Source organism: Shewanella sp. MSW (assembly GCF_007636515.1).
Lineage (GTDB): Bacteria > Pseudomonadota > Gammaproteobacteria > Enterobacterales > Shewanellaceae > Shewanella > Shewanella indica.
This window is the reverse complement of the sequence record NZ_LVDR01000013.1, coordinates 26143-48671: the sequence shown is the minus strand read 5'-3', so window position 1 is coordinate 48671 and position 22529 is coordinate 26143. Positions and strand designations below refer to the sequence as shown.

Annotated in this window: 17 protein-coding genes; 11 read left to right on the top strand and 6 right to left on the bottom strand. The window is 53.9% G+C overall.

Annotated elements, in window-relative coordinates; translation table 11 throughout:
- Nucleotides 1-411 precede the first annotated feature (411 nt).
- Complete coding sequence (gene metF, locus AYI96_RS14440; RefSeq protein ID WP_039033535.1) at nt 412-1302, top strand: methylenetetrahydrofolate reductase; 891 nt, start codon at nt 412-414, stop codon at nt 1300-1302.
- A gap of 67 nt (nt 1303-1369) precedes the next feature.
- Here the strand turns inward: metF and AYI96_RS14435 are convergent, their stop codons facing one another.
- The gene (locus AYI96_RS14435) at nt 1370-3217 is read right to left on the bottom strand and encodes a methyl-accepting chemotaxis protein (RefSeq protein ID WP_226685073.1); all 1848 of its coding nucleotides are present in this window, start codon (nt 3215-3217) and stop codon (nt 1370-1372) included.
- A 350-nt stretch (nt 3218-3567) separates the two neighbouring features.
- On the opposite strand from AYI96_RS14435, the gene slyA reads away from it, so the two are divergent.
- From slyA to AYI96_RS14410, 5 genes are all read left to right on the top strand, one after another.
- Complete coding sequence (slyA, locus tag AYI96_RS14430) at nt 3568-4035, top strand: transcriptional regulator SlyA (RefSeq protein ID WP_039033579.1); 468 nt, start codon at nt 3568-3570, stop codon at nt 4033-4035.
- Between the two features lie 10 nt (nt 4036-4045).
- Nucleotides 4046-5104, top strand: coding sequence for an HlyD family secretion protein (locus AYI96_RS14425; protein WP_039033534.1), 1059 nt, complete (start codon nt 4046-4048; stop codon nt 5102-5104).
- A gap of 8 nt (nt 5105-5112) precedes the next feature.
- A complete protein-coding gene (locus AYI96_RS14420) occupies nt 5113-6141 on the top strand; it encodes a DUF2955 domain-containing protein (RefSeq protein ID WP_039033533.1) in 1029 nt (342 codons plus the stop codon).
- Between the two features lie 288 nt (nt 6142-6429).
- On the top strand, nt 6430-6984 hold the full coding sequence (locus AYI96_RS14415; RefSeq protein WP_233962780.1) for a c-type cytochrome: 555 nt from the start codon (nt 6430-6432) through the stop codon (nt 6982-6984).
- Nucleotides 6985-6993: 9 nt separating this feature from the next.
- Nucleotides 6994-8046, top strand: coding sequence for a c-type cytochrome (locus tag AYI96_RS14410; protein WP_039033531.1), 1053 nt, complete (start codon nt 6994-6996; stop codon nt 8044-8046).
- A 218-nt stretch (nt 8047-8264) separates the two neighbouring features.
- Here AYI96_RS14410 and AYI96_RS14405 read toward each other — a convergent pair whose 3' ends face one another.
- Nucleotides 8265-8660 carry a hypothetical protein gene (locus AYI96_RS14405; RefSeq protein ID WP_039033530.1) on the bottom strand — a complete coding sequence of 132 codons (396 nt, stop codon included), beginning with the start codon at nt 8658-8660 and terminating at the stop codon, nt 8265-8267.
- 771 nt (nt 8661-9431) lie between these two features.
- On the opposite strand from AYI96_RS14405, the gene AYI96_RS14400 reads away from it, so the two are divergent.
- Entirely contained in the window at nt 9432-9812 is a 381-nt protein-coding gene (locus tag AYI96_RS14400) for a GFA family protein (protein WP_039033528.1), read from the top strand.
- Nucleotides 9809-10015: a cysteine-rich CWC family protein gene (locus tag AYI96_RS14395; protein ID WP_039033527.1), complete on the top strand. Its 207-nt coding sequence runs from the start codon at nt 9809-9811 to the stop codon at nt 10013-10015. Before AYI96_RS14400 ends, AYI96_RS14395 begins: the two co-directional genes overlap by 4 nt.
- Before the next feature lie 35 nt (nt 10016-10050).
- On the opposite strand, the gene AYI96_RS14390 is transcribed toward AYI96_RS14395, so the two are convergent.
- The 4 genes from AYI96_RS14390 to uvrA form a co-directional block, all read right to left on the bottom strand.
- Nucleotides 10051-11853 carry a DEAD/DEAH box helicase gene (locus tag AYI96_RS14390; protein WP_144361835.1) on the bottom strand — a complete coding sequence of 601 codons (1803 nt, stop codon included), beginning with the start codon at nt 11851-11853 and terminating at the stop codon, nt 10051-10053.
- Nucleotides 11854-12022: 169 nt separating this feature from the next.
- Complete coding sequence (locus AYI96_RS14385; protein ID WP_260853004.1) at nt 12023-13027, bottom strand: M28 family peptidase; 1005 nt, start codon at nt 13025-13027, stop codon at nt 12023-12025.
- 73 nt (nt 13028-13100) lie between these two features.
- Nucleotides 13101-13451, bottom strand: a complete 351-nt coding sequence (locus AYI96_RS14380) for a hypothetical protein (RefSeq protein ID WP_144361834.1) — start codon at nt 13449-13451, stop codon at nt 13101-13103.
- A 7-nt stretch (nt 13452-13458) separates the two neighbouring features.
- Nucleotides 13459-16281: an excinuclease ABC subunit UvrA gene (gene uvrA, locus AYI96_RS14375; protein WP_144361833.1), complete on the bottom strand. Its 2823-nt coding sequence runs from the start codon at nt 16279-16281 to the stop codon at nt 13459-13461.
- A 221-nt stretch (nt 16282-16502) separates the two neighbouring features.
- Here uvrA and AYI96_RS14370 point away from each other — a divergent pair, with 221 nt between their 5' ends.
- The 3 genes from AYI96_RS14370 to fdnG all read left to right on the top strand — a co-directional run bounded on the left by AYI96_RS14370 (nt 16503) and on the right by fdnG (nt 22527).
- The gene (locus tag AYI96_RS14370; RefSeq protein ID WP_039033524.1) at nt 16503-17870 is read left to right on the top strand and encodes an MFS transporter; all 1368 of its coding nucleotides are present in this window, start codon (nt 16503-16505) and stop codon (nt 17868-17870) included.
- A gap of 33 nt (nt 17871-17903) precedes the next feature.
- Entirely contained in the window at nt 17904-18617 is a 714-nt protein-coding gene (gene ssb / locus AYI96_RS14365) for a single-stranded DNA-binding protein (RefSeq protein WP_039033523.1), read from the top strand.
- 895 nt (nt 18618-19512) lie between these two features.
- Nucleotides 19513-22527 carry a formate dehydrogenase-N subunit alpha gene (gene fdnG, locus AYI96_RS14360; RefSeq protein ID WP_144361832.1) on the top strand — a complete coding sequence of 1005 codons (3015 nt, stop codon included), beginning with the start codon at nt 19513-19515 and terminating at the stop codon, nt 22525-22527.
- The last annotated feature ends 2 nt before the right edge of the window (nt 22528-22529 follow it).

Genomic DNA, 22529 nt, shown 5'->3' with positions numbered 1-22529 from the left:
TGCTTCGGCATCCAAATCCTTCCATGGATAAAGGCCAGCTCGCCTTCCTTGGCTCGCGCTCATAAGCACACTCGCCACCGGCGAGCATTCGCCCTCAGCCACGTTATTTGCGCCAACGGCTTTCGGCGACACCGAGGGGGAATCGGTGCAACTCTGTTAGTCCTGAGCAGCTTGAAATATTTGAGCGATTTGCAGACATACGCCTATTTTCCAGTCACAGGATCACCTGTGCGAAAGCACTCCTCAGGCGCAAAGCCGAGGCTTTGCAGAAACACTCATTAGTGGCTTTTATACCGATTAAGATAAATACACCTTTGAAGCCATCTTTGGGCTTGACTTCAAGGACAGTTTCTCTAGTATGTGGACATATAGACGTCCAAACGTCCAGATAGATAGTTGAGGGAATTTTCAATGGCTTTTCATCACGCACAACATGCGCACTCGCTGAACCAGAGCTTGTCTGAGCTCAACGGCGACATCAATGTTTCTTTCGAGTTCTTTCCGCCCTCAACGCCTGAGATGGAAACCTTGTTGTGGAACTCAATTCAACGCCTGGAGCCACTGAATCCCAAGTTTGTTTCTGTCACCTATGGTGCCAACTCAGGGGTGCGGGATCGCACTCACAGCGTGATCGAACGGATCCAGCAGGAAACCGAGCTGGTGGCGGCGCCGCACCTGACGTTGGTGGATGCCAGTGATGAAGAGTTACTGCAGTTGGCACGTCATTACTGGAACAGCGGTATTCGTAACATAGTGGCGCTGCGAGGCGATCTGCCGGAAGGCAGTCCCAAGCCGACACGTTTCGCCTCGGATCTGGTGCGTTTGCTGCGCTCGGTCGCCGACTTTGATATTTCGGTAGCCGCCTATCCAGAGGTGCACCCGGATGCGGCTAATGCCCAGGCTGACCTTATCAACTTGAAACGCAAGATTGAGGCCGGTGCCAGCCGTGCCATCACCCAGTTTTTCTTCGATGTGGAGTCTTATCTCAGGTTCCGCGACCGTTGTGTGGCCGCCGGCATCGATGTGGAAATTGTTCCCGGGATATTGCCTGTGGGCAACTTCAACCAGCTCAAGCGTTTTGCCGCCATGACCAATGTGTCTTTGCCTGGATGGCTGCACCGCCAGTTTGAAGGTTTGGATAACGATCCCGGTACCCGGGCGCTGGTGGGTGCCAACGTGGCCATCGACATGGTTAAGGTGCTTTCCCGTGAAGGGGTGAAAGATTTCCACTTCTATACCCTGAACCGCGCCGAACTTACCTATGCCATCTGCCATACACTGGGAGTACGTCCCGGCAAGTGAAGGCCTTTGATAACGGCTAAGCGGATAAAAACGAAGCCCACCAATAGGTGGGCTTGTCTTTAGTGGGTTAAACCTTGAATTGGCTGACCAACTGCTTGAGGCGTACCGATAGCTGTGCCAGTTCTTCACCGGCGACGGCTATCTGGGCAGCACTTTCACTGCCCTGAGCCACGCCATCATTGATATTGTTGAGATTGCGATTGATCTCGGCTGAGACGGCGCACTGCTCGTTGGCGGCACTGGCTATCTGGATATTCATCTGGGTGATAGCGGAAACTGCAGCGCGGATCTCATTGAGAGCCGCATCGGCGTTTTGCACTTCGGCGACACACTTATCCATGGTTTGATTACTGCTTTGCATCACACCGACGGCTGACTGCGCCCCTTGTTGCAGGGTTTCAATCATATGCTGAATTTCGGTTGTCGATGCCTGAGTGCGGCTCGCCAGGGTGCGTACTTCATCGGCTACCACGGCAAAACCCCGTCCTTGTTCGCCGGCCCTGGCTGCTTCAATGGCGGCATTGAGTGCCAGTAGGTTGGTCTGATCGGCAATATTGCGGATCACTTCCAACACTGAGTCTATCGCCTGACTGTCCTGCTCGAGTTTGTCGATAGCAGCCGCGGCGCCACGGATCTCTGACTCCAGCCCGGCCATCAGCTCAACCACACTGTTGACCACCTGTTTACCTGAATCTGTGGCGGCATCGGCTTGCTCTGCCGAGTCGGCGGCAACTGTGGCATTTTGGGCGACCTCCTGAACCGTGGCGGCCATCTCGTTCATGGCGGTAGCCACTTGTTCGGTTTCCCTTTGCTGCTGCTCGGCGCTGTGGCGGCTGTCGCTGGTGATGCCGGACATCTCTTCGGCTGAGGTTGCCAGTGAGTCAGTGGCTTGAGTCACCTGCTGAATAGTTTGCTGGATTTTGGCGACAAACAGGTTGAATGCCCGTGCCAGATCGGCAATTTCATCCTTGCTGCTCACTTCGATACGCTTGGTCAGGTCGCCTTCCCCTTGAGCGATATCCTCCATGGCGCTGGTGGTTTGCGCGATAGGGCGGGTGATGCTGCGGGCGATAAAGAAGGCGATAACGGCGCCCGCCAACAGCGCTATGGCACCAATGGCCACCAACTTGAGTTTGATATACCAGAGGCTGGCTTCCGAGTGGCTGCGATCCATGGCGATCGCCAGTACGCCAATGGGGTTATCGGAAAAGTCAGTCACCTGATGCAGGTAGAGGACATGACTATTGCTATTCAAACTTATCAAAGACTTGTCAGCTTTTCCCTGTTGTACTTTCTGCAGCAGCGCCGTGTCTTTGAAAGCCGCGGTTTCAAAGGTTCCGCCAAAACGGCGGTAACCGCTGCTGTCAGGTGTCAGCAGGGCAATTTCGGCCTGATAATTCTGTTTGAAGGCATCAAAGAAAGGTTGACCGAATGACATGCCAAACTCAACCGAACCTGTGTGTTGTCCCTGATAAGTCATTGGAGCCAGGCCGCGGATCCCGAGGCCGGCCACCCCTTTCTCGAGCCCCATTATCGGCTGCTTGCTGTTGTTGGTCTGCACTACGGTTTGGCGAAACCCAGAGAGATCGTCACCGAACTTTTCCGGTTTATGTACCCTGAGGAAGGAGGTGGCCGGTGGCAGATGGAATTGAAACTGCTGCACGGCAAAATCCCGTTTCAACGGGACAAACAGTTGTTGGCTGCGGTTGTTGAGTGAATCCCTGTCGCCGAAGGCGAATTCCTGCTGCATTTCCGGGGTATTGGCCACCACAGTAGCCAATGCCTCGGCCAATCTGCCTGAAGAGTCTATTTCAGCAATCGCGGTTTGATACAGCTTATGCAGTTCACGCTGCTCGGCATTATCAATTTGGCTGGAAAATTCCGACAATACCAAGGGCATGATAAAGCTCATCATGGCGATAAGTACGGCGCAGATCCCCAGCACGATTCGAGTGCCGATTTTTAGATGTGAGAACAAGTTAGCCTCCAGGCATGGGGGGATGAAACGAGTGCGGCGGCTTGACGTGGCCTGGTGATCGCCACGACCTTGCGCCGGGCTCATTGTACCTTCCCAGGGTCAAACAAGGTTGAATAATTATAGTGCTACTAGTGTTAAGTAATTGCGACTTATGACAAATTTTTGTCCAGATCCGTTTACTTACTGAACAGATGTGCGAGGCAGATCGGGTTTATTCCCGATTAGCTATTTACTTAGCAGGCTAAATAAGTAAAATGCTTAGCCTGCTAAGTAACCAGTTAATCAAGATGCACAAATATATAGAACAGCTGACAGAGACCTCTCTGGGAGAGCGCTTGGGGCGTTTACACCGTTTATGGCGCATGGTCGCCGACAATGAATTGGCGCCTTTGGGGCTGACCCATCCTCGTTGGACCGTGCTATGGAAGCTGAGACGCATGGGCGACCATATCAGTCAAAAGCAGTTGGCCGAGTCGCTGGAAATTGAATTGCCTTCTTTGATGCGGACCCTGGGTCAGCTGGAGCAGCAGGGGTTGATCACTCGCCACAGCTGCGAGCATGACAAAAGGGCGCGCATCGTTTCCATGACGGCCCAAGGTGAGGAAGTTATTCGCTCCATGGAGGCCAGGATCATCCAGGTACGGGCCAAGTTGTTGGCGGGCATAGATCCGGATGAGCTGGCTCATTTTGAAGCCGTGATCACCAGGATTTGCGATAACGCCCAACATCAGCTGCAGCAAGAGCAAGCGAAATGAGAGAGACTTTATGACGCCAGATCAACAATTTGCCAGACTCGTTAAATTTTCCATGGTGGGCTTTGTGCTGGTCTTTGCCTATTTCATGTTGGCGGATCTGGAGATGCCGCTGACGCCACAGGCGATGGCGACCCGCACTGTGGTCAAGGTAGCGCCCCAAGTGAGTGGCCCGGTGCAATCTGTGGCTGTAGCCAACAATCAACATGTAGAGGCCGGGCAGTTACTCTTCGCCATAGATCCGGCTCCTTTTGAGCTCGCGCTGGAGCAGGCCAAATTGGCGCTGGAGCAGGCGGTGCAGGATAACGCCGAGCTGGATGCAGCCATAGAGGCCGCCGCCGCAGATGTCAGCGCCAATGAGGCCATGTTGCAACAGAAACAACGTGAGGCCAGGCGCCTGGATGCCCTCTATGCCAGCAATGGTGTGTCACGCCAGCTTAAGGATCAGGCCGATACTGATGCCAGCTCGGCGTTAGCCAAGTTGGCAGCCTCCAAGGCACAACTGGCTAAACTCAAGGTTTCCCGGGGAACAGCCGGGACAGAGAACCTCAAGTTGCGCCAGGCCCGCAGCCGTTTGGCTCAGGCAGAATTGGATCTGAGTTACACCAAGGTGCTGGCAGAACACGAAGGCATAGTCACCAACCTACAACTGGCCAGTGGCAGCATGGCCAACAAGGGCCAACCCGTATTGGCTCTGGTGTCGGAGCAGATGGATATCATTGCCGATTTTCGCGAGAAAACCCTCAGGGGAGTTGAGTCGGGCACTGAAGCCTGGGTGGCGTTCGATGCCGAGCCAGGCAGACTCTACCCTGCCAGAGTCAGCAGCCGCGATGCCGGTGTCAGCGCTGGACAATTCGATGCCAACGGCATGCTGGCGACGCCGACCGAGTCAGATCGTTGGGTGCGGGACGCTCAGCGTCTGCGACTGCACTTTGAACTCCAGAGTGAAGAATACCCCAGGTTGGCGGCCGGTTCCCGAGCCACCGTACAACTGCTGCCGGACAATAGTTTCTATCGTTTCATGGCCAAGCTGCAGATCAAGGCAGTCAGCCTGCTGCACTACATCTATTGAGGTGGCCGATGATCCTGCGTCACCACCCCTTGACTCAGAATGAGCTGCGCCAGTGCCTGCGCATCGCCACCGGCGCCAGCCTCGGCTTTCTGATCTGTAAGCTGATGAATTGGAATTACGGGGTGTTTTATACTGTCATCCCCATGTTGTTGCTGGGACTGGTGCCAGTGATGAACGGCCATGCGGCGCGCCAGTTACTGGCCGCGGCTGTTGTCTGTGGGGTTGAGGTGGGCATCATAGGCGGTTTGTTTGGCAGTCATCCGGCACTGATGACCTTGATTGTCTTTGTGCTGTTTCTGTATCGCTTTGCCTGTATGTCCCGTGGCGCCCTGTTTCTGTTTGGTGCCAATGGAGTGATCAGCCTCAGCATTATGCTGCATTTTGCCAGCTATCCTGATACCGACCTGAACGACCTCATCTTCGGTAACTTTTGGGCCAGTGTGCTGTCTGTGCTGATAGCTTATTTGATGACAGTGCTGATCCCGGATGTTGAACCTCGCAATGCTTATGTCCCCGGGCCCAAACAGCCCCACAGAATGCGCCATGAAGCTTTGATGGGGGCCAGCGTTGCAACCCTGTCGTTTCTGATATTCCAGGCCTTTGATCTGCGCGACTCCATGTCGGCGCAGGCTACTACACTGTTGTTGCTGTTTCCCATGCATTGGAACGGTGCCCTCGACTATGCCCGCAAACGGGCTATGGGTACTGTGCTCGGGGTGGTATACGGGATGGCGGTGCAACTCTTGCTGTATGACTGGTCCGGTGTGCTTTTGTTGGTCGTACCTATGCTCTGGTTCGGTACTTTGTTGTTTGCCCAGGCCCATGTCAAAGAGGCCAGTGGCTCGGCGGTGGGCTTTGGTGCCATGACCACTCTGGGAATATTGTTCGGCCAATATCTGACTCCGGGCAATGATCTGATCTTCAGTGCCCTGTATCGGGTGAGTAGCATTCTGGTGGCCATAGTCGGCACCTTGTTGGCCTGTTATCTATTACATCATTTTCTCAATAGCTTTGAGACGACCCGCTTTGGAGAGTAATGACTTCTAAACGAGAATCGTTATCCAATACATTGTTAGAAAAGGGTTTTTTATAAAACTCAAATCGTAAGCAAATATTTCAAAGCCGAAGATTTATTTGAGCTGCAAACCTTATGACATCTGGATTATGGCCGTTTTCGCTGCTTTTTTGATATTTATCGCAAACTTCTCATATATGTGATTTGGATCTATGCTATAGCACTTACTCATTTTGGGGGATAACAGATGAAATCAATCACGCTCGCCGCAGGTGGTCTGTTGCTGTTGGCTCAGTCCATAGGGACAGCCATGGCAGCAGAGCCGGCTATGCCACCGCAGGCCGCGCTTTGTGGCAGTTGCCACGGCCCTCAGGGACAGGGCGTAGAGCCGTTGGGCCCAAGGCTCGCCGGACTTTCCAGCCAATACATTCAACAACAAATCAAGCTGTTTCAGGCTGGAACCCGCCAAAACGCTACCATGACGCCCATGGCCATGACCCTGCAAGGGGATGAGGTTATCGGCCAGGTGGCGGATTACTTCGCGGCCCAGAGCGTCGCTGAAGTCAAACCCCAGCTCAGAGGTGAGCAGGTGGTATTTGCTGATCCGACCGAAAAACTGGTGTACCAGGGCGACTGGACCCGGAACCTACCCGCTTGTGTGACTTGTCATGGCCCTTCCGGCCTGGGTGGTGGCACTTTCCCCAGGCTTGCCGGTCAGCAAGCCAGTTATATCAAGACTCAACTGCAAGCCTGGCAGGATGGCAGCCGTAAAGGCGATGTCGATGGCATGATGGAGCATGTTGCCAAACAGCTCAACAGCGCCGAAATCGATGCTATTGCCAGCTATTTTGCCAATCTCAAGTAAGGACGCAGCATGAAAAAATCTACTCTGTTTATCATGGGTGCTGTGGCCGCAATGACAGCTCAGGCCCAGGCCGAGAATCTGCCCGATCGCCAGGCGCAACTGCCATCATCACCTAAGGTACAAGGGCAGGAATATCTGATCCCCAGACCGTTGGATGCGATTCCGGCCGGTGCCTTTGGTGATAAGGTGCGCAAGGGCTATCAGTTGTTCGTCAATACTCAGCAACTGCGCGACAAATACGTCGGCAATGAGCTGAACTGCGTCAATTGCCATATGGATGCCGGTCGTAAGCCCAACGCTTCTCCTATCTGGGGCGCTTATTTCGCTTATCCTGCCTATCGAAAGAAGAACGATAAGGTCAACAGCTTCGAAGAGCGTATTCAGGGCTGTTTTACCTATTCAATGAATGGCAAGGCGCCAGAGAGCGGCAGCCCTGAGTTGGTGGCCCTGTCTGCCTATGCCTATTGGCTTGGGGTAGGTGGCTTGATGGATCAATACGGTGTCAAAGGCGAAGTGCCTGAACTGGCCGATGCCGAGCTTATCAAGGGCGGCAAACGGGAAGACTTCCCCATCCCTGAAGCCATTAAGCAGCAGTTGACGGTAGATCAACGCGCCAATCTGCCGGGCCGGGGTTATCCTTCAATACCCAAACCTGAATTGGCTTATGATCCGGCCCGCGGTGAGCAGGTTTATCAGGCCCATTGTCAGGCGTGTCATGGCGCCGATGGTCAGGGGCAAGCGATAGCCGGTGTGTATGCCTTGCCACCGCTTTGGGGACCGCAGAGTTTTAACTGGGGCGCCGGAATGCATAGGGTCAACACGGCTGCCTTCTTTATCCACGAGAATATGCCACTGGGCAAGAGTATGCAGCTGACCACTCAACAAGCTTGGGATGTAGCCGCCTATATCAACTCCCATGAACGCCCTCAGGATCCCCGCTTCAAAGGAAAGCTCGAGGAAACCCAAGGCAAGTATCACAAGCATGCCGGTTACTACGGTAAAGAGGTAAAGGGTACCTTGCTGGGCAAAGAGGCTTATCCCATCTTCCCCAAGAAGTCGTAAGGCAAGAGCCTTAATCTATTCGGCGCGCCATAGCAGGCGCGCTTTTTTTATTTGGTAGTACAGGGTTGGGAACTTGACTCTGTGGTTTTGGCCCGGGGGAGGTAATTGACTGACTGAAGCCATTAAAAAGTAAAAGGCCGGTCTCAGGGGAGGACCGGCCTTGGATACTGATGGGCTCAAACGGAGATGAGCCTAAGCATCACGCTCTGCTCGGATGATCAGAGGTTATTTTCCAGGTACTGGCGGATAGCTGTGTCGTTGAAGACACAGGCGTGGTTGCCGCCGAAACCGACTTCGAGAGCGAAAACGCCATCGCCGATACGCATATTCTTGGCTTCTTCGGCATTGTCGTTGATGTTCTTTATATGCAGGGTCTTGATCTGCGCAACAATCTCTTCCTTGGCATCCTGGTCGTTGGCGAGTTCTTTAAACGCGGATTTGACACGATCCAGTGCATAGGTGGGCACGTACATGATCTCTTTGGCGCTGTCGAAACTGTCCCAGTCAAAGGTTACGTCCAGGTCGGCATCCAGAATGCTCTTCATGTCCTGTTTGAACTCAACCACATACTGCTCTTCGATAGAGCGCTTCCATTGTTTTTCTTGTAAACCCATTATTTCCTTCTCTATAAGTTGAGGAGAGCGCGTACTGGCTACTCAAGCAACCGATTTACGCCCCCAAATCATATCCCTTGGTTTGTTTCCAAGGAGGTAAACCGGGGCCAGTCTACCTATTTTGTGGCATGGGATCCATAGGGTTATAACTGAAAAATGCTTCCTTAAAAATAAATTAAAAACTCAGCTAATCAATGAGATTGGTTGTTTCTGTCCGGTGACAGGTTCTTTGTTCGCGATCAGAAACACTCGTTGGCAACTCTCTAGCGCTGATGACAAATCCTCGCTGTGATAGGGGCGGAAAGTCCCTGGGTTACTATGCTTAGCGTTATACTGAGGCGGTGGTCGCTGCGCCTTATCACCGACTTCTGGGGTTGAAATTCGGCATTGGCTTGAGCAGGGGGCGCAGCAGATGTGGGCCGCAGTTTGCTCCATTATGATGGGGAGTCTTGGCTATTGGCTGCAGCAATATCGGGGGAAATGCTTACTCTTTGTCAGGGTGATTACTTTCTTTGGCTTGGCAGTTCAGCTTCTGTCTATTGGCAAGCTGTGTACCTTGGGGCAAGATGAAATAGGCCGTATGCCGTTTTGCTGTGAAAGCCCAGATTACAGGCCTGCCTGCTGTGTTGTGCTTCTTGCAAAGGACTATGGCCATTTGCTGCGAACCATGCCTTGCATCCAGGCCCATAAGCCGACGCAGAGCACACATGGGACTTGTTCGCACCTTCCCTAATTAAGCTTGCCCGTTCAATCAGGATTACAAGGATTGTCATGACTCAGACTCACTATATTGCCCGTTGCCATTGTGGCGGGGTTCAGTTGGCGCTCACTTTTCCCGAAGGAGTGAACAATGTTCGCCGTTGTGATTGCTCCATGTGTCGCCGCCGTGGTGCGCCGGTAGCCTCTGTATCCTTGGCTAATCTCAAGCTGGTGAGTGGCGCAGAGCTCACCAGCTGTTATCAGTTCAATACCCATACCGCGAAACACTATTTCTGTAGTCGCTGCGGTATCTATACTCATCATCAAAGGCGCTCGAATCCACAGGAGTATGGCGTTAATCTGGGGTGCATTGACGAGTTGGATCCCTTTGCTTTCAAGGATGCTCCCGTGATGGATGGCATCAATCATCCTGCTGACAGGGAGGCTTCATGACCGAAAAGTCCGCCGCTCGTTGTCCTGTATGCCAACAAGCCAACCAATGCGCCATGGCGGCCGGTACCGATCCTGCGCTTTGCTGGTGCATGAAGGCCGACTTCAGTTACCTGGAACTGGCGCTGCGGGATATTCCCAAGCACAGTTGTATCTGCCGACACTGCTTAATCAATATAAAGAAAAATGCCGCTCACCATGAGTGAGCGGCATTTTTACCGAGTCTATTTAATCCGCAGGATCAGCTGCGGTCATCACGACGACGGGGCTTACGATCCGGACGGCGTTCGCCTGAGTGCTTGCGAGGGCGACGAGCTGGACGCTGTTCACCTTCGAAGCTCTGGCTACCGGCTTCACGGATATTGATAGGCTTGCCGCATACCCGAACTTTCTTCAGGTGCGCCAGTACGTCTTTAGGCATACCGGCAGGCAGATCGACTGTAGTCAGAGAGTCAAACAGTTGGATCTGGCCTATGTAACGGCTGTCTATGCTGGCTTCGTTGGCGATGGCACCTACGATATTGCCCACACCCACGCCGTGCTCACGACCCACATCCAGCACGTAACGGCACATCTGCAGATCCGGGTTATCCTTCAGGGATTCGGCCTTGCCGAGATCGCCGGGAACCGGACGAGAGTCGCGACGACGCGAACCGCGATCTTCCCGTGAACCACGATCGTCGCGTGAGCTGCGCTCATCACGGCTGTCACGCTGACGCTCCTGGATCGGAGGCAACTGCAGCGGACGCTCTTGCTGTACCTGTTGCAGCAGTGCGGCCGCCAGAATATCTGTGTCCACTTCCAACTGCTGACACAGCTGAGCCACAGCGCCTTTCATAAAGTCCAGCTCTTCGTTGGCTATGGTGGCAGCAACCTGTTCGCCAAGGCGAGACAGACGGCGCTCAGCCACAGTTTCAGGGCTTGGCACCTTCATCGGGGAAATACGACTGTTGGTGGCACGCTCAATGGTGCGCAGCATGCGCATCTCTCTGTGGGTCACAAACAGAATCGCCATCCCGGTACGACCGGCGCGGCCGGTACGACCGATACGGTGTACATAGGCTTCGGTATCGTAAGGGATGTCATAGTTGACCACGTGACCGATACGCTCAACGTCCAGACCACGGGCGGCAACGTCGGTGGCAATCAAAATGTCCAGCTTACCGGACTTGAGTTGATCCACGGCGCGCTCACGGGCCTGTTGGTTCATATCACCGTGCAGTGGTGATGAGGCGTAACCGCGGGCTTCCAGCTTCTCGGCCAGTTCCACACAAGAGTTACGGGTACGCACAAAAATGATGATACCTTCGGTGTTTTCCACTTCGAGCACACGTACCAAGGCTTCCAGCTTGTTGTGCTGGGACACCTGTACAAAGCGTTGCTCGATGGAGTCTACCGTGGTGTGGCTGGCGGCAATGCTGATGGTGGCAGGGTTGTTCAGGTGCTTGTTGGCAACCCGCTTGATCTGCTCAGGCATAGTGGCAGAGAACAGTGCCAGCTGACGCTCGGCCGGAGTATGATCCAAGATCCACTCGATATCGTCGATAAAGCCCATTTTCAGCATTTCATCGGCTTCATCAAGCACCAGAGCCTTGAGGCTGTCGAGCTTGAGGGTGCCACGGCGCATATGGTCCATGACCCGGCCTGGTGTACCAACGACTACCTGAGGGCCGCGACGCAGCGCCTGCAGTTGTTGGTGCATGCTTTGACCGCCATAGATAGGCAGTACATGGAAACCTTTCATGAATTTGGCATAGCTGGAGAAAGCTTCAGCTACCTGTACCGCCAGTTCGCGGGTTGGTGCCAGCACCAGAATTTGCGGTGCGTTGAGGTTATGATCTGTTGCATTAAGCAGAGGCAGAGCGAAGGCACCGGTTTTACCTGTACCTGTCTGTGCCTGGCCGAGAATATCTTGGCCCGCCATCAGAGGGGCGATACTCGCGGCTTGAATTGGGGTCGGGTTCTCGTAGCCGAGCTCATCTAGAGCACGCAGCAACGCCTCGGAGAGGCCGAGTTCTCGGAAAGTTTTTTCACTGGATGACATGGGTTGTAGCCTTGTGGACGCGTCTGGATGACGCAGAAAGTTTCACAGACAGAAAATCAACCCCGTGTCGATTTCCCGCACCGAAAACGCCAGATTATAACAGCGAAATCTGCTATTTTCTACGATTAAAGGTATTTTTATGGCAAATTTAAAGCAAATAGTAGGCCAACTATCGGTTTTGTAACTGTTCCGATGGCAGTCGCAGCAGCAGATCGGCTGCTTCGGCTACGGCGCCGATAAAAGGATAATCCAGTCTGTCGGGCGTGTCATCACGGGTATGGTACTGGGCGTGGGCAGGGACACCGAAGTAGAGCCAGGGAAGCCCCGCCCGGTGAAAAGGGTAATGATCCGAGGCCCTGAGCCAGTCGCTGCGCTGCACGCTGCGGCCAATGGGGCGCGGATGACTGGGGCGAATGCACAGCCCTGTGCCCGCCATCAGATAGGCGCTGAAGTCATCATAGTGGCGGAAATAGCGGCTGCCTTCGAGGTAGATGGCATAAGGAAGCCCGGGCCTGCCTATCATATCCAGATTGACCGCCAGCGAGATGTGCTCGGCAAAACCGCTTTGCTGTAATGCGCTCACCAAGGCCTTGCTGCCATAGAGTCCCGGCTCTTCGGCGTCACTGGCAATAAACAGCAGGTTGTAGCGACCGGGCGCTTGTTTGACTCTTTGGGCGATGGCCAGTAAGGCTGCCACACCAGAGGCGTTGTCGTCGGCCCCCGGATAAAAGCCCGGGCCGCGATCGCCCAGATGATCATAGTGGGCAATCAGCAGGCGCCACTCAGTGGTCGGCCGGGCTGCCGGTAGCCAGCCCAGCAGGTTGATGCCCCGAGCGTCGGCAAAGCCATCGACATAGTTGAATGAGTGTTGAAAGCCGCTCAGAGTCTCGGCCAGGGGCGGAAATATCGAAGATAGCGGCTGCAGGCCGATTTGTTCAAAGCGCTCTGTGAGATACTCGCGGCTGAGCGCAGCACCTTGGGTGCCGCTGCGCCGACCTTGCAGTCTGGGCGAGGCAAGTACTTCGACATCCTGTTGCAGCTGCTTTGTCTCGGCCCAGTTTAGTTGAATCTCAGCGCCGCAGCGTTCTGGCGAACTGCTGCAACCGGCAACAAGCATCGGCAATATCAATAAGAGTGCCCACAGCGGCGGGCGAATAGAGAGTGTCATCGGCATCCTGCCTCCGGCAAGGGTAATCAACTCAAGCTATGTTGCAGTTTATACCATTCCCCGAGACAGGTTTGCCTGCTTATTTCGCGGCTTGTGCCACGCCGCCCTGATAGCTAGGCGGTAGGGTATTGCCGCCGTGGCTGGCCGAAGGCGTATCTGCCTTTGTTCTGCCCTTGAGCTTGAATACCTCAATACCCGACACCAAATGACGCTTGGCGCCTATGGTGACCAGCGTCGCCGGGGGCAGAGCACTGGGTTCCACCAGCGCCGTGCGGCCATCGGGCAGGGCGACTGTGGTGCCGTCCGGGCCGGAATGCACCACTTCACCCAAATAGCGTTTGCAGTTGCCTACCAAGGGGTCAAAAGCCGCCAGCAATAAACCCGCCATAAAGATAACCAGGGCCAATAACAGTAGTCTGTTGCCTGTCACAGTCACCTCACAGCATAGGCTTCAGGAAGCGGGCGGTATGGGACTCTGGATGCTCGGCCACCTGCTCCGGGGTGCCGGCCACCAGAATGGTGCCGCCACCCGAGCCACCTTCCGGCCCCAGATCCACTATCCAGTCGGCTGTTTTTATCACATCCAGATTGTGTTCAATCACCACTATGGTGTTGCCCTGGGACTTGAGTCTGTGCAGTACATCCAGCAGCAGCTGGATATCGGCAAAGTGCAGCCCTGTGGTGGGTTCATCCAGAATATAGAGGGTCTTGCCGGTATCCCGCTTCGACAACTCTTTAGCCAGTTTGACCCGCTGAGCCTCGCCGCCGGAAAGGGTTGTGGCGCTCTGGCCCAAACGTATATAAGACAGACCGACATCCATCAGGGTTTGCAGTTTACGGGCAATGGCCGGCACCGCATCGAAGAACACACGGGCTTCCTCGACCGTCATCTGCAGCACTTCGTGAATGTTCTTGCCCTTGTACTTCACTTCCAGCGTTTCACGGTTGTAGCGCTTGCCTTTACAGACATCGCAAGGCACGTACACATCCGGCAGGAAGTGCATCTCTACTTTAATAAGGCCGTCACCCTGACAGGCCTCACAGCGGCCGCCCTTGACGTTGAAGGAGAAACGCCCCGGCTGATAGCCGCGGGTACGGGATTCCTGAGTCGCCGAAAACAGTTCGCGGATCGGGGTAAATATGCCGGTATAGGTGGCCGGGTTGGAGCGCGGCGTGCGGCCTATGGGGCTCTGATCTATATCTACCACCTTGTCGCACAGTTCCATGCCCTCGATACGCTCATAAGGCGCCGGCTCTTCGGCGGTGGCGCCGTTGAGCATGCGATGGGCAATCTTGAAGAAGGTGTCGTTGATCAGGGTGGACTTACCCGAGCCGGATACCCCGGTGACACAGGTCAGCAGCCCGACCGGGATCTCCAGATCTACCTGTTTGAGGTTGTTGCCGCTGGCACCGAATAGCTTGATCATCTTGTCGGGATCGCAGGGCACCCGACCTCCGGCCACGGTGATCTTTTGCTTGCCGGACATATATTGGCCGGTGACAGAGGCTTCACAGGCCATGATGGCGTTGATGTCACCGTCACAGATCACTTCACCGCCATGCACCCCGGCGCCGGGGCCGATATCGATAATATGATCCGCCATGCGGATGGCGTCTTCATCGTGTTCGACCACAATCACAGTGTTGCCCAAGTCCCGCAGGTGAGTGAGGGTGTTGAGCAGGCGCTCGTTGTCGCGCTGATGCAAACCAATCGAAGGCTCATCGAGTACATACATCACCCCGACCAGACCGGCGCCGATTTGGCTGGCCAGGCGGATCCGCTGCGCCTCGCCACCTGAGAGGGTTTCTGCCGAACGAGATAAACTCAGGTAGTTGAGGCCGACATTGACCAAAAAGCCCAGGCGATCGCCCACTTCCTTGAGGATCTTCTCGGCTATCTGCGCCTTTTGCCCCTCAAAGCTCAGGGTGGCGAAGTAGTCGCTGGCCTCACCAATGGACCAGGTGGTCAACTCCGGCAGGTTGATATTGCCGATAAACACGTTGCGGGCCTCTTCGCGCAGGCGTGAGCCGCCACAGCTGGAACAGGCCTGGTTGCTGATGTACTTGGCCAGCTCTTCACGCACAGAGTTGGACTCTGTCTCCCGGTAGCGTCTGTCCATGTTGTTGAGGATGCCCTCGAACGGATGGTTGCGAACCACTACATCGCCGCGATCGTTGATATAACGGAAGGCGACATTCTCTTTGCCTGAGCCGTAGAGCACTATTTGCTTCACCTTGGCGGGGAGGTCGCCAAAGGGAGTTTCCACATCGAAGCCGTAATGCTCGGCCAGTGAGGTGAGCATCTGGAAATAGTAGAAGTTGCGTCTGTCCCAGCCACGAATGGCGCCGCCCGCCAGCGACAGCTCGTCGTTGGTGATCACCCGATCGGGATCGAAAAACTGCTGTACCCCGAGGCCGTCACAGGTCGGGCAGGCACCCGCGGGGTTGTTGAAGGAAAACAGCCTGGGTTCCAACTCGGCCATGGAGTAACCACAGTGAGGGCAGGCGAAGTTGGCGGAGAACAGCAACTCTTCATTGCTGCCTTCCTCCATGCTGGCCACAGTGGCCACGCCGCCGGACAGCTCCAGTGCGGTTTCGAAAGATTCCGCCAGCCGCTGCTGCAGATCCTCGCGCACCTTGAAGCGGTCAACCACCACATCGATATTGTGTTTTACATGCAGATCCAGCGCCGGTGGGTCGGAAAGATCGCACACCTCGCCATCGATACGGGCGCGAATATAGCCCTGGGCCGCCAGGTTCTCCAGTAATTTGACATGCTCACCCTTGCGGCCCTGCACTACGGGAGCCAACAGCATCAGGCGCTCGCCTTCGGGGCGTTCCAGCACCTTGTCTACCATCTGGCTGACGGTTTGTGCCGCCAGCGGCTGGCCGTGAACCGGACAACGGGGCTCGCCCACGCGGGCAAACAACAATCTGAGATAGTCGTAGATTTCGGTAATGGTTCCCACGGTAGAACGAGGGTTGTGGGAAGTGGACTTTTGTTCAATCGATATTGCCGGGCTCAGGCCTTCGATATGATCCACATCCGGTTTTTCCATCAGACTCAAAAATTGGCGGGCATAGGCCGACAGGGATTCCACATAGCGCCGCTGACCTTCGGCGTAGAGGGTATCGAAGGCGAGAGAAGATTTGCCCGAGCCAGATAAGCCTGTAATAACAATGAGTTTGTCTCGGGGAATGGTCAGATTGATGTTCTTGAGATTGTGGGTTCTGGCACCGCGGATGTCTATCTTGTCCATCAGTCTCTACTTTGGCTAATCACTGGAGAAAAAGAGCACAAGTATCACATATTTTGCCTTGTGCCGATAGCGGCGACGCATTTGTGCTACTGACACCATACTGTCAGTAGCAAGCCCTCAGCCGAGGGCTGAGGGAGACTTGGGTTTTTCTCTTTGAGCTGTTCAAAACCTTCGTGGTAACATGCGCTCCCTTAAAAAATTCTTAATCCAGGGCAAAAACTATGGCCAACGGTGGACTTTCCGGCACTGAAAGAAAAGTCGCGTTCTCATTAGCCAGTGTGTTTGGGCTGCGCATGATGGGCTTGTTTATGATCATGCCTGTCTTCGCGCTCTATGGACAAGATCTCAAAGGCTTCTCACCTCTGTGGGTGGGTATTGCCATCGGCGCCTATGGTCTGACTCAAGCGATACTGCAGATCCCCATGGGGATACTGTCAGACAGAATTGGCCGCAAACCGGTGATCCTCGGCGGCCTGTTGGTGTTTGCTCTTGGCAGTGTTTTGGCTGCCATGTCCGACAGCATCTACGGCGTTGTCGCCGGCCGCGCCTTGCAGGGCATGGGCGCCATTGCCGCTGCCGTGCTGGCATTGGCGGCGGATCTTACCCGGGATGAACAACGCACCAAGGTGATGGCCATCATAGGTATGTGCATAGGTTTCTCCTTTGCCTTATCGCTGTTGGTGGGGCCTGTGGTGGCGCAGCATCTTGGGCTATCGGGCTTGTTTGCCCTGACGGCGGGCCTGGCGTTGCTGGGAATGCTGATAGTGCAGTTGTTGGTGCCAAACCCTGTGGCTCATGCGCCCAAGGGCGATACCATGGCGGAACCGGGCAAGCTGAAAAATATGCTTAAAGATCCACAGCTATTTCGCCTCGATGCCGGTATTTTTATTCTGCATTTGGTGCTGACGGCGGTATTCGTGGCATTGCCGCTGGACTTGGTCGATGCCGGTCTTGTTAAAGAAAAGCACTGGATGCTGTACTTCCCGGCCTTTGTCGGCGCCTTCTTTTTGATGGTGCCGCTGATCATCATTGGCGTGAAGCGCAATAATACCAAGGGGATGTTTCAGTTTGCTTTGGTGATCATGCTGGCATCTTTGCTGGCGATGGCGCTGTTTTCCCATAGTCTTTGGGTGTTGGCGGTCGCCATAGTGGCCTTTTTTACCGGTTTTAATTACTTGGAAGCCTCACTGCCCAGCCTGATCGCCAAGTTTTGTCCCGTGGGGGCCAAAGGTTCGGCCATGGGTGTGTATTCTACCAGTCAGTTTCTCGGCGCCTTCTGTGGCGGTTTGCTCGGTGGTGGCGCCTATCAAATCATGGGCGCTGCCGGAGTGTTTAGTGTGGCAGTGGTGCTGCTGATTATCTGGCTGGCATTGACCCTGGGAATGAAAAATCCTGTGCTGCTCAAGAGTTACACTCTAGAGGCTCAAGTGAGTGGTCGAGAGCAGGCGCAGAAGATGGCCGCTGAGCTTTCTCAATTGCCGGGGGTTGCCGAGGCCATAGTGGTTTTGGAAGAAAAAGTCGCTTACCTCAAGGTGAACGATCAATTCGATTTAAGACGAGCCAGAGCTGTGTTAGGCTCTGTCAATTAAGCTAAGTTTAAGTGAAAATCGCAGGAGATTTCGATGGCCAGTCGTGGTGTTAATAAGGTAATTCTGGTGGGCAATCTGGGGCAGGACCCAGAGGTGCGCTACATGCCAAACGGCAACGCCGTAGCGAATATCACAGTGGCCACCAGTGAGTCATGGAAAGACCAGCAGGGCCAACAGCAAGAGCGCACCGAGTGGCACAGGGTTGTCATGTTCGGCAAGCTGGCTGAAATTGCCGGTGAGTACCTGCGCAAAGGCTCGCAAGTGTATCTGGAAGGCAAGCTGCAGACCCGCAAGTGGAAAGATCAGAGCGGTCAGGATAAGTACACCACTGAAGTGGTTGTCGATATGGGCGGTACTATGCAGATGCTGGGTGGCCGTAACCAAAATCAAGGTGGTATGAGCCAGGGCGGCAACCAGGGCGGTATGAACCAAGGTGGTATGAACCAAAACCAAGGTGGTTACGGCGGTGGTCAGGCACAGTCTCAGTCCCAATACAATGCGCCACAGCAGTCCGGCGGCTATCAGCCCAAGCCTGCTCAGCAGCCACAGCAGCCACAGCAGCAGTACAACGCGCCGCAGCAGCAAAGTTATGGTCAGCAGCAGAACTCAGGTTATGCGCCCAAGCCACAGCAGCCTGCGCCACAACAGGCGGCTCCACAGCAGCGTCCGGCACCACAGCCTCAGCCACAACAGCAGAACTACACGCCGGATCTGGATGACGGCTGGGATGATGATATCCCATTCTGAGGTCTATTGGAGATAGGCACTTGTGCTTATATACCAGAAAAAGCCACTGCAACTGCAGTGGCTTTTTGCTTGGTGCCTCTCGAGCTATAGTCGCGGCTCTTTTGGTGGTAATAGCTTGAAGCTCGAAAGCGGGCCATTGCTTGTTTGGCTCCGTCTCCTTGAACCTGACCAGGCCTTTAGCAATATTATCGGCGTCATGGACGCTTAACTGAGATGCTTTCCTGATTAGGTACAGATGCGCTTTTGGTCTCAAGTCAGTGCCCGCTATGCCTGATTCGCCAATAGCGGCAGGATATTTTTGGTAAAAATTGACAATCTTTACATTTGTGAGTGGCTTATCTGTCGTTTAGTGTTTGATGGTTTTTTAGGCGGTGGGTCAATTTGACTTGATGACGGTTATTCTGCTCCCTCGGTTTGCTACTGCAGATAGTGTAAAGGTGTTACTGATGTAATACTTTGTTTTATCTGTTATATTCGTTCATTCAGTTATTTCCCCTTGTCTTAGTTGTCGGCTTTTTTAGCACTATCCTTTTCTTTTTCCCGTCGATTGAACCTCAGTTAATGGCTATTCATCCTGCCTTTTTCGTTAATGGGACAAAATTTACCTATATATTTGGACAAAATGTCTTTTGGTGTATTTTTTGTTCGTTTTGGCTTTATAAACTATTTTAAGTCTATTTGTTGGGTTTTAGTTCTGTATCTATATCATTTTATGGTTCAAGATGTCATAGCTATCTCTTTGTGATCCTGGTCTCGTGTCATTATTTGTTATCCTGAGTGTCTTTAAGGATAATCCTACATGAAGTGTGGTCTTTAATTTTACTGCACTCGGTAGGTCGCCGCCGAAAGGGGTGACCCCCATCAAAACTCATAACGACAAGAGTGTGAGGACGCTATGAACAGACGTCAGTTTTTCAAACTGTGCGCTGCCGGGGCGGCAACTTCAGCCATATCTGCGCTGGGGTTGTTGTCCGAGAAGGCTTATGCCGCAGTTCGGGAATTCAAACTACTCAGAGCTAAAGAGACCCGCAACAACTGCCCGTATTGCTCGGTGGGTTGTGGCTTGCTTATGTATAGCCAAGGCAGCGGTGGCAAAAACTCTGAACATGCCATTTTTCATATTGAAGGTGATGCCGATCATCCGGTAAACCGTGGGGCGCTCTGCCCTAAAGGCGCAGGCCTGGTGGACTATGTTAACAGTCCGCACCGTCTGCAGTACCCTGAGTATCGCGCTCCGGGTAGCAATGAATGGAAGCGCATCAGTTGGGGCGAAGCTTACAAGCGTATTGCCCGTTTGATGAAAGACGATCGTGATGCCAACCTGATTGAGAAGAACGCCGATGGCGTAACAGTCAACCGTTGGTTGACTACAGGGATGATGACCTCATCCGGTATGGCGAACGAGAGTGGTTTTGCGACTCAAAAGTTTGCTCGTTCTCTTGGCTTAGTCGCCATCGATACCATTGCACGTAACTGACACTCCCCAACGGTAGCAAGTCTTGCTCCAACATTTGGGCGCGGTGCCATGACCAACCACTGGATCGACATCAAGAACTCTAATGTAGTGATCATTATGGGCGGTAATGCTGCAGAAGCGCACCCTGTCGGTTTCGGCTGGGTCACGGAAGCTATGCAACATAACAATGCCAAATTGATTGTGGTTGACCCTCGTTTCAACCGTAGTGCTGCTTTGGCCGATCACTATGCTCCTATCCGCTCAGGCACAGACATTGCGTTCTTGCTGGGTGTGATCCGCTATCTGATCTCCACCAACCAGATCAACTTCGACTATGTGAAGGCCTATACCAACGCCAGCTATCTGGTGCGGGAAGACTTTGAATTCCACGAAGGTCTGTTCTCAGGTTTTGATGAAGAGAAGGGCGACTACGATAAAGAATCCTGGTTCTATCAACTCGACGAAAACGGCTATGCCAAGGTGGATGAATCCCTTGAGCACCCACGTTGCGTATGGAACTTGCTGAAACAGCACGTAGAACGTTACGACTTTGCCACTGTCAGCAACATCACAGGGACACCGGTAGACGACTACCAAGTGGTCTGTGAGGCGATTGGCAGCACTTACACCAAAGACAGGGCGGCGACCTTTATGTATGCCCTGGGCTGGACTCACCACAGTAAGGGTGCGCAGAACATTCGTACCATGGCGATGGTGCAGTTGCTGTTGGGTAACATTGGCCAGTTGGGTGGTGGGGTTAACGCCTTGCGTGGTCACGCCAACGTTCAGGGTTCTACCGATATGGGTCTGCTGTGTCAGAGCCTACCGGGCTACCTTAAGCTACCCAATGATAAAGACGTCAATCTGCAGACTTATCTGGATCACTATACGCCTAAGCCGTTGCGTCCGGGTCAGACCAACTATTGGCAAAACTATCCCAAGTTCTTTATCTCGCAAATGAAGGGCTTCTGGGGCAAGCATGCCACAGCTGAAAACGACTTTGGTTATGACTGGTTGCCTAAGTGGGATCAGATGTATGACTTTGGCCGCTATCTTGACATGATGTATCGCGGTCAGATCAACGGTTGTATTGTGCAGGGGGTTAACGCGATTAACTCTATGCCTAACCGCAACAAGAACCTCAAGGCGTTGAGCAAGCTCAAGTATTTGATTGTACTTGATAACTTGGCATCTGAAACCGCGACCTTCTGGCAACATGAGCCGGATTACAACGAAGTTGATACCGCCAGTATCCAAACGGAAGTGTTCCGTCTGCCCACAACCTGTTTTGCCGAGGAAGAAGGTTCCATCGTCAACTCGGGTCGCTGGATGCAGTGGCACTACAAGGGTGCCAATGCTCCCGGCGAATCCATGCCCGACTCTGAGATTGTGGCCGGCATTTTGCTGGAGATGAAAAAGCTGTATCGCGAAGAGGGCGGTAAACTGCCTGAGCCTGTGGAAGCGGTCAAGTGGGACTATGCCGATCCGCATAACCCAAGCTCGGTGGAGCTGACCAAAGAGTTGAACGGATACGATGTTAACACCGGCCGTCAACTGAGCAGCTTTAGTGAACTCAAGGACGATGGCAGCACCGCCTGTGCCTGTTGGATCTATGCCGGTTCCTGGACCGAGCAAGGCAACCAGATGGCACGCCGTGACAACCATGATCCATCCGGCAAGGGGATAACCCCGGGATGGGCATTTGCTTGGCCTGCCAACCGCCGGGTGCTCTACAACCGCGCCTCTTGTGATGTCAACGGTAAGCCTTGGGATCCAAAACGCACCATAGTCGAGTGGAAGGATGGCAAGTGGGAAGGCATAGACGTGCCTGACTTCAACGCCAAGCTCAATCCACAGGACAGCGCGCACCCATTCATCATGCAGGCAGAAGGTGTGGGCCGTTTGTTCGCCCTGAAGCTGCTGAAAGAAGGGCCGTTCCCTGAGCACTATGAGCCGGTGGAATCACCAATCGGGACCAACCCATTGCATCCTAAAGTGGTGCACAGCCCAGTGCTGCGTTGGTTTGAGGGTGTGAAAGAAACCATAGGCACCAAAGAGGAGTTCCCTTACGCCTGTACCACATACTCGCTCACTGAACACTTTAACTTCTGGACGACTCACTGCCGTTTGGCGGCGATCTCCATGCCAGAGACTTTTGTGGAAATGAACGAGCAGTTGGCGGCAGAAAAAGGCATCAAGAATGGTGATTTGGTGAAGGTGAGCTCCAAGCGTGGCCACATCTTTACCAAGGCTCTGGTGACCAAGCGTTTGCAGCCACTGCAAGTCAATGGTCAAACGGTACACACCCTGGGTATTCCACGTCACGGTAGTCATAACGCCCTCACCAAGAAGGCATATACCTGTAACGTGCTGACCACAGAGATGGGTGATGCCAACACGGGTGTTCCTGAGTACAAAGCGTTCCTGGTGAACGTTGAGAAGGCGGAGGTCTGATA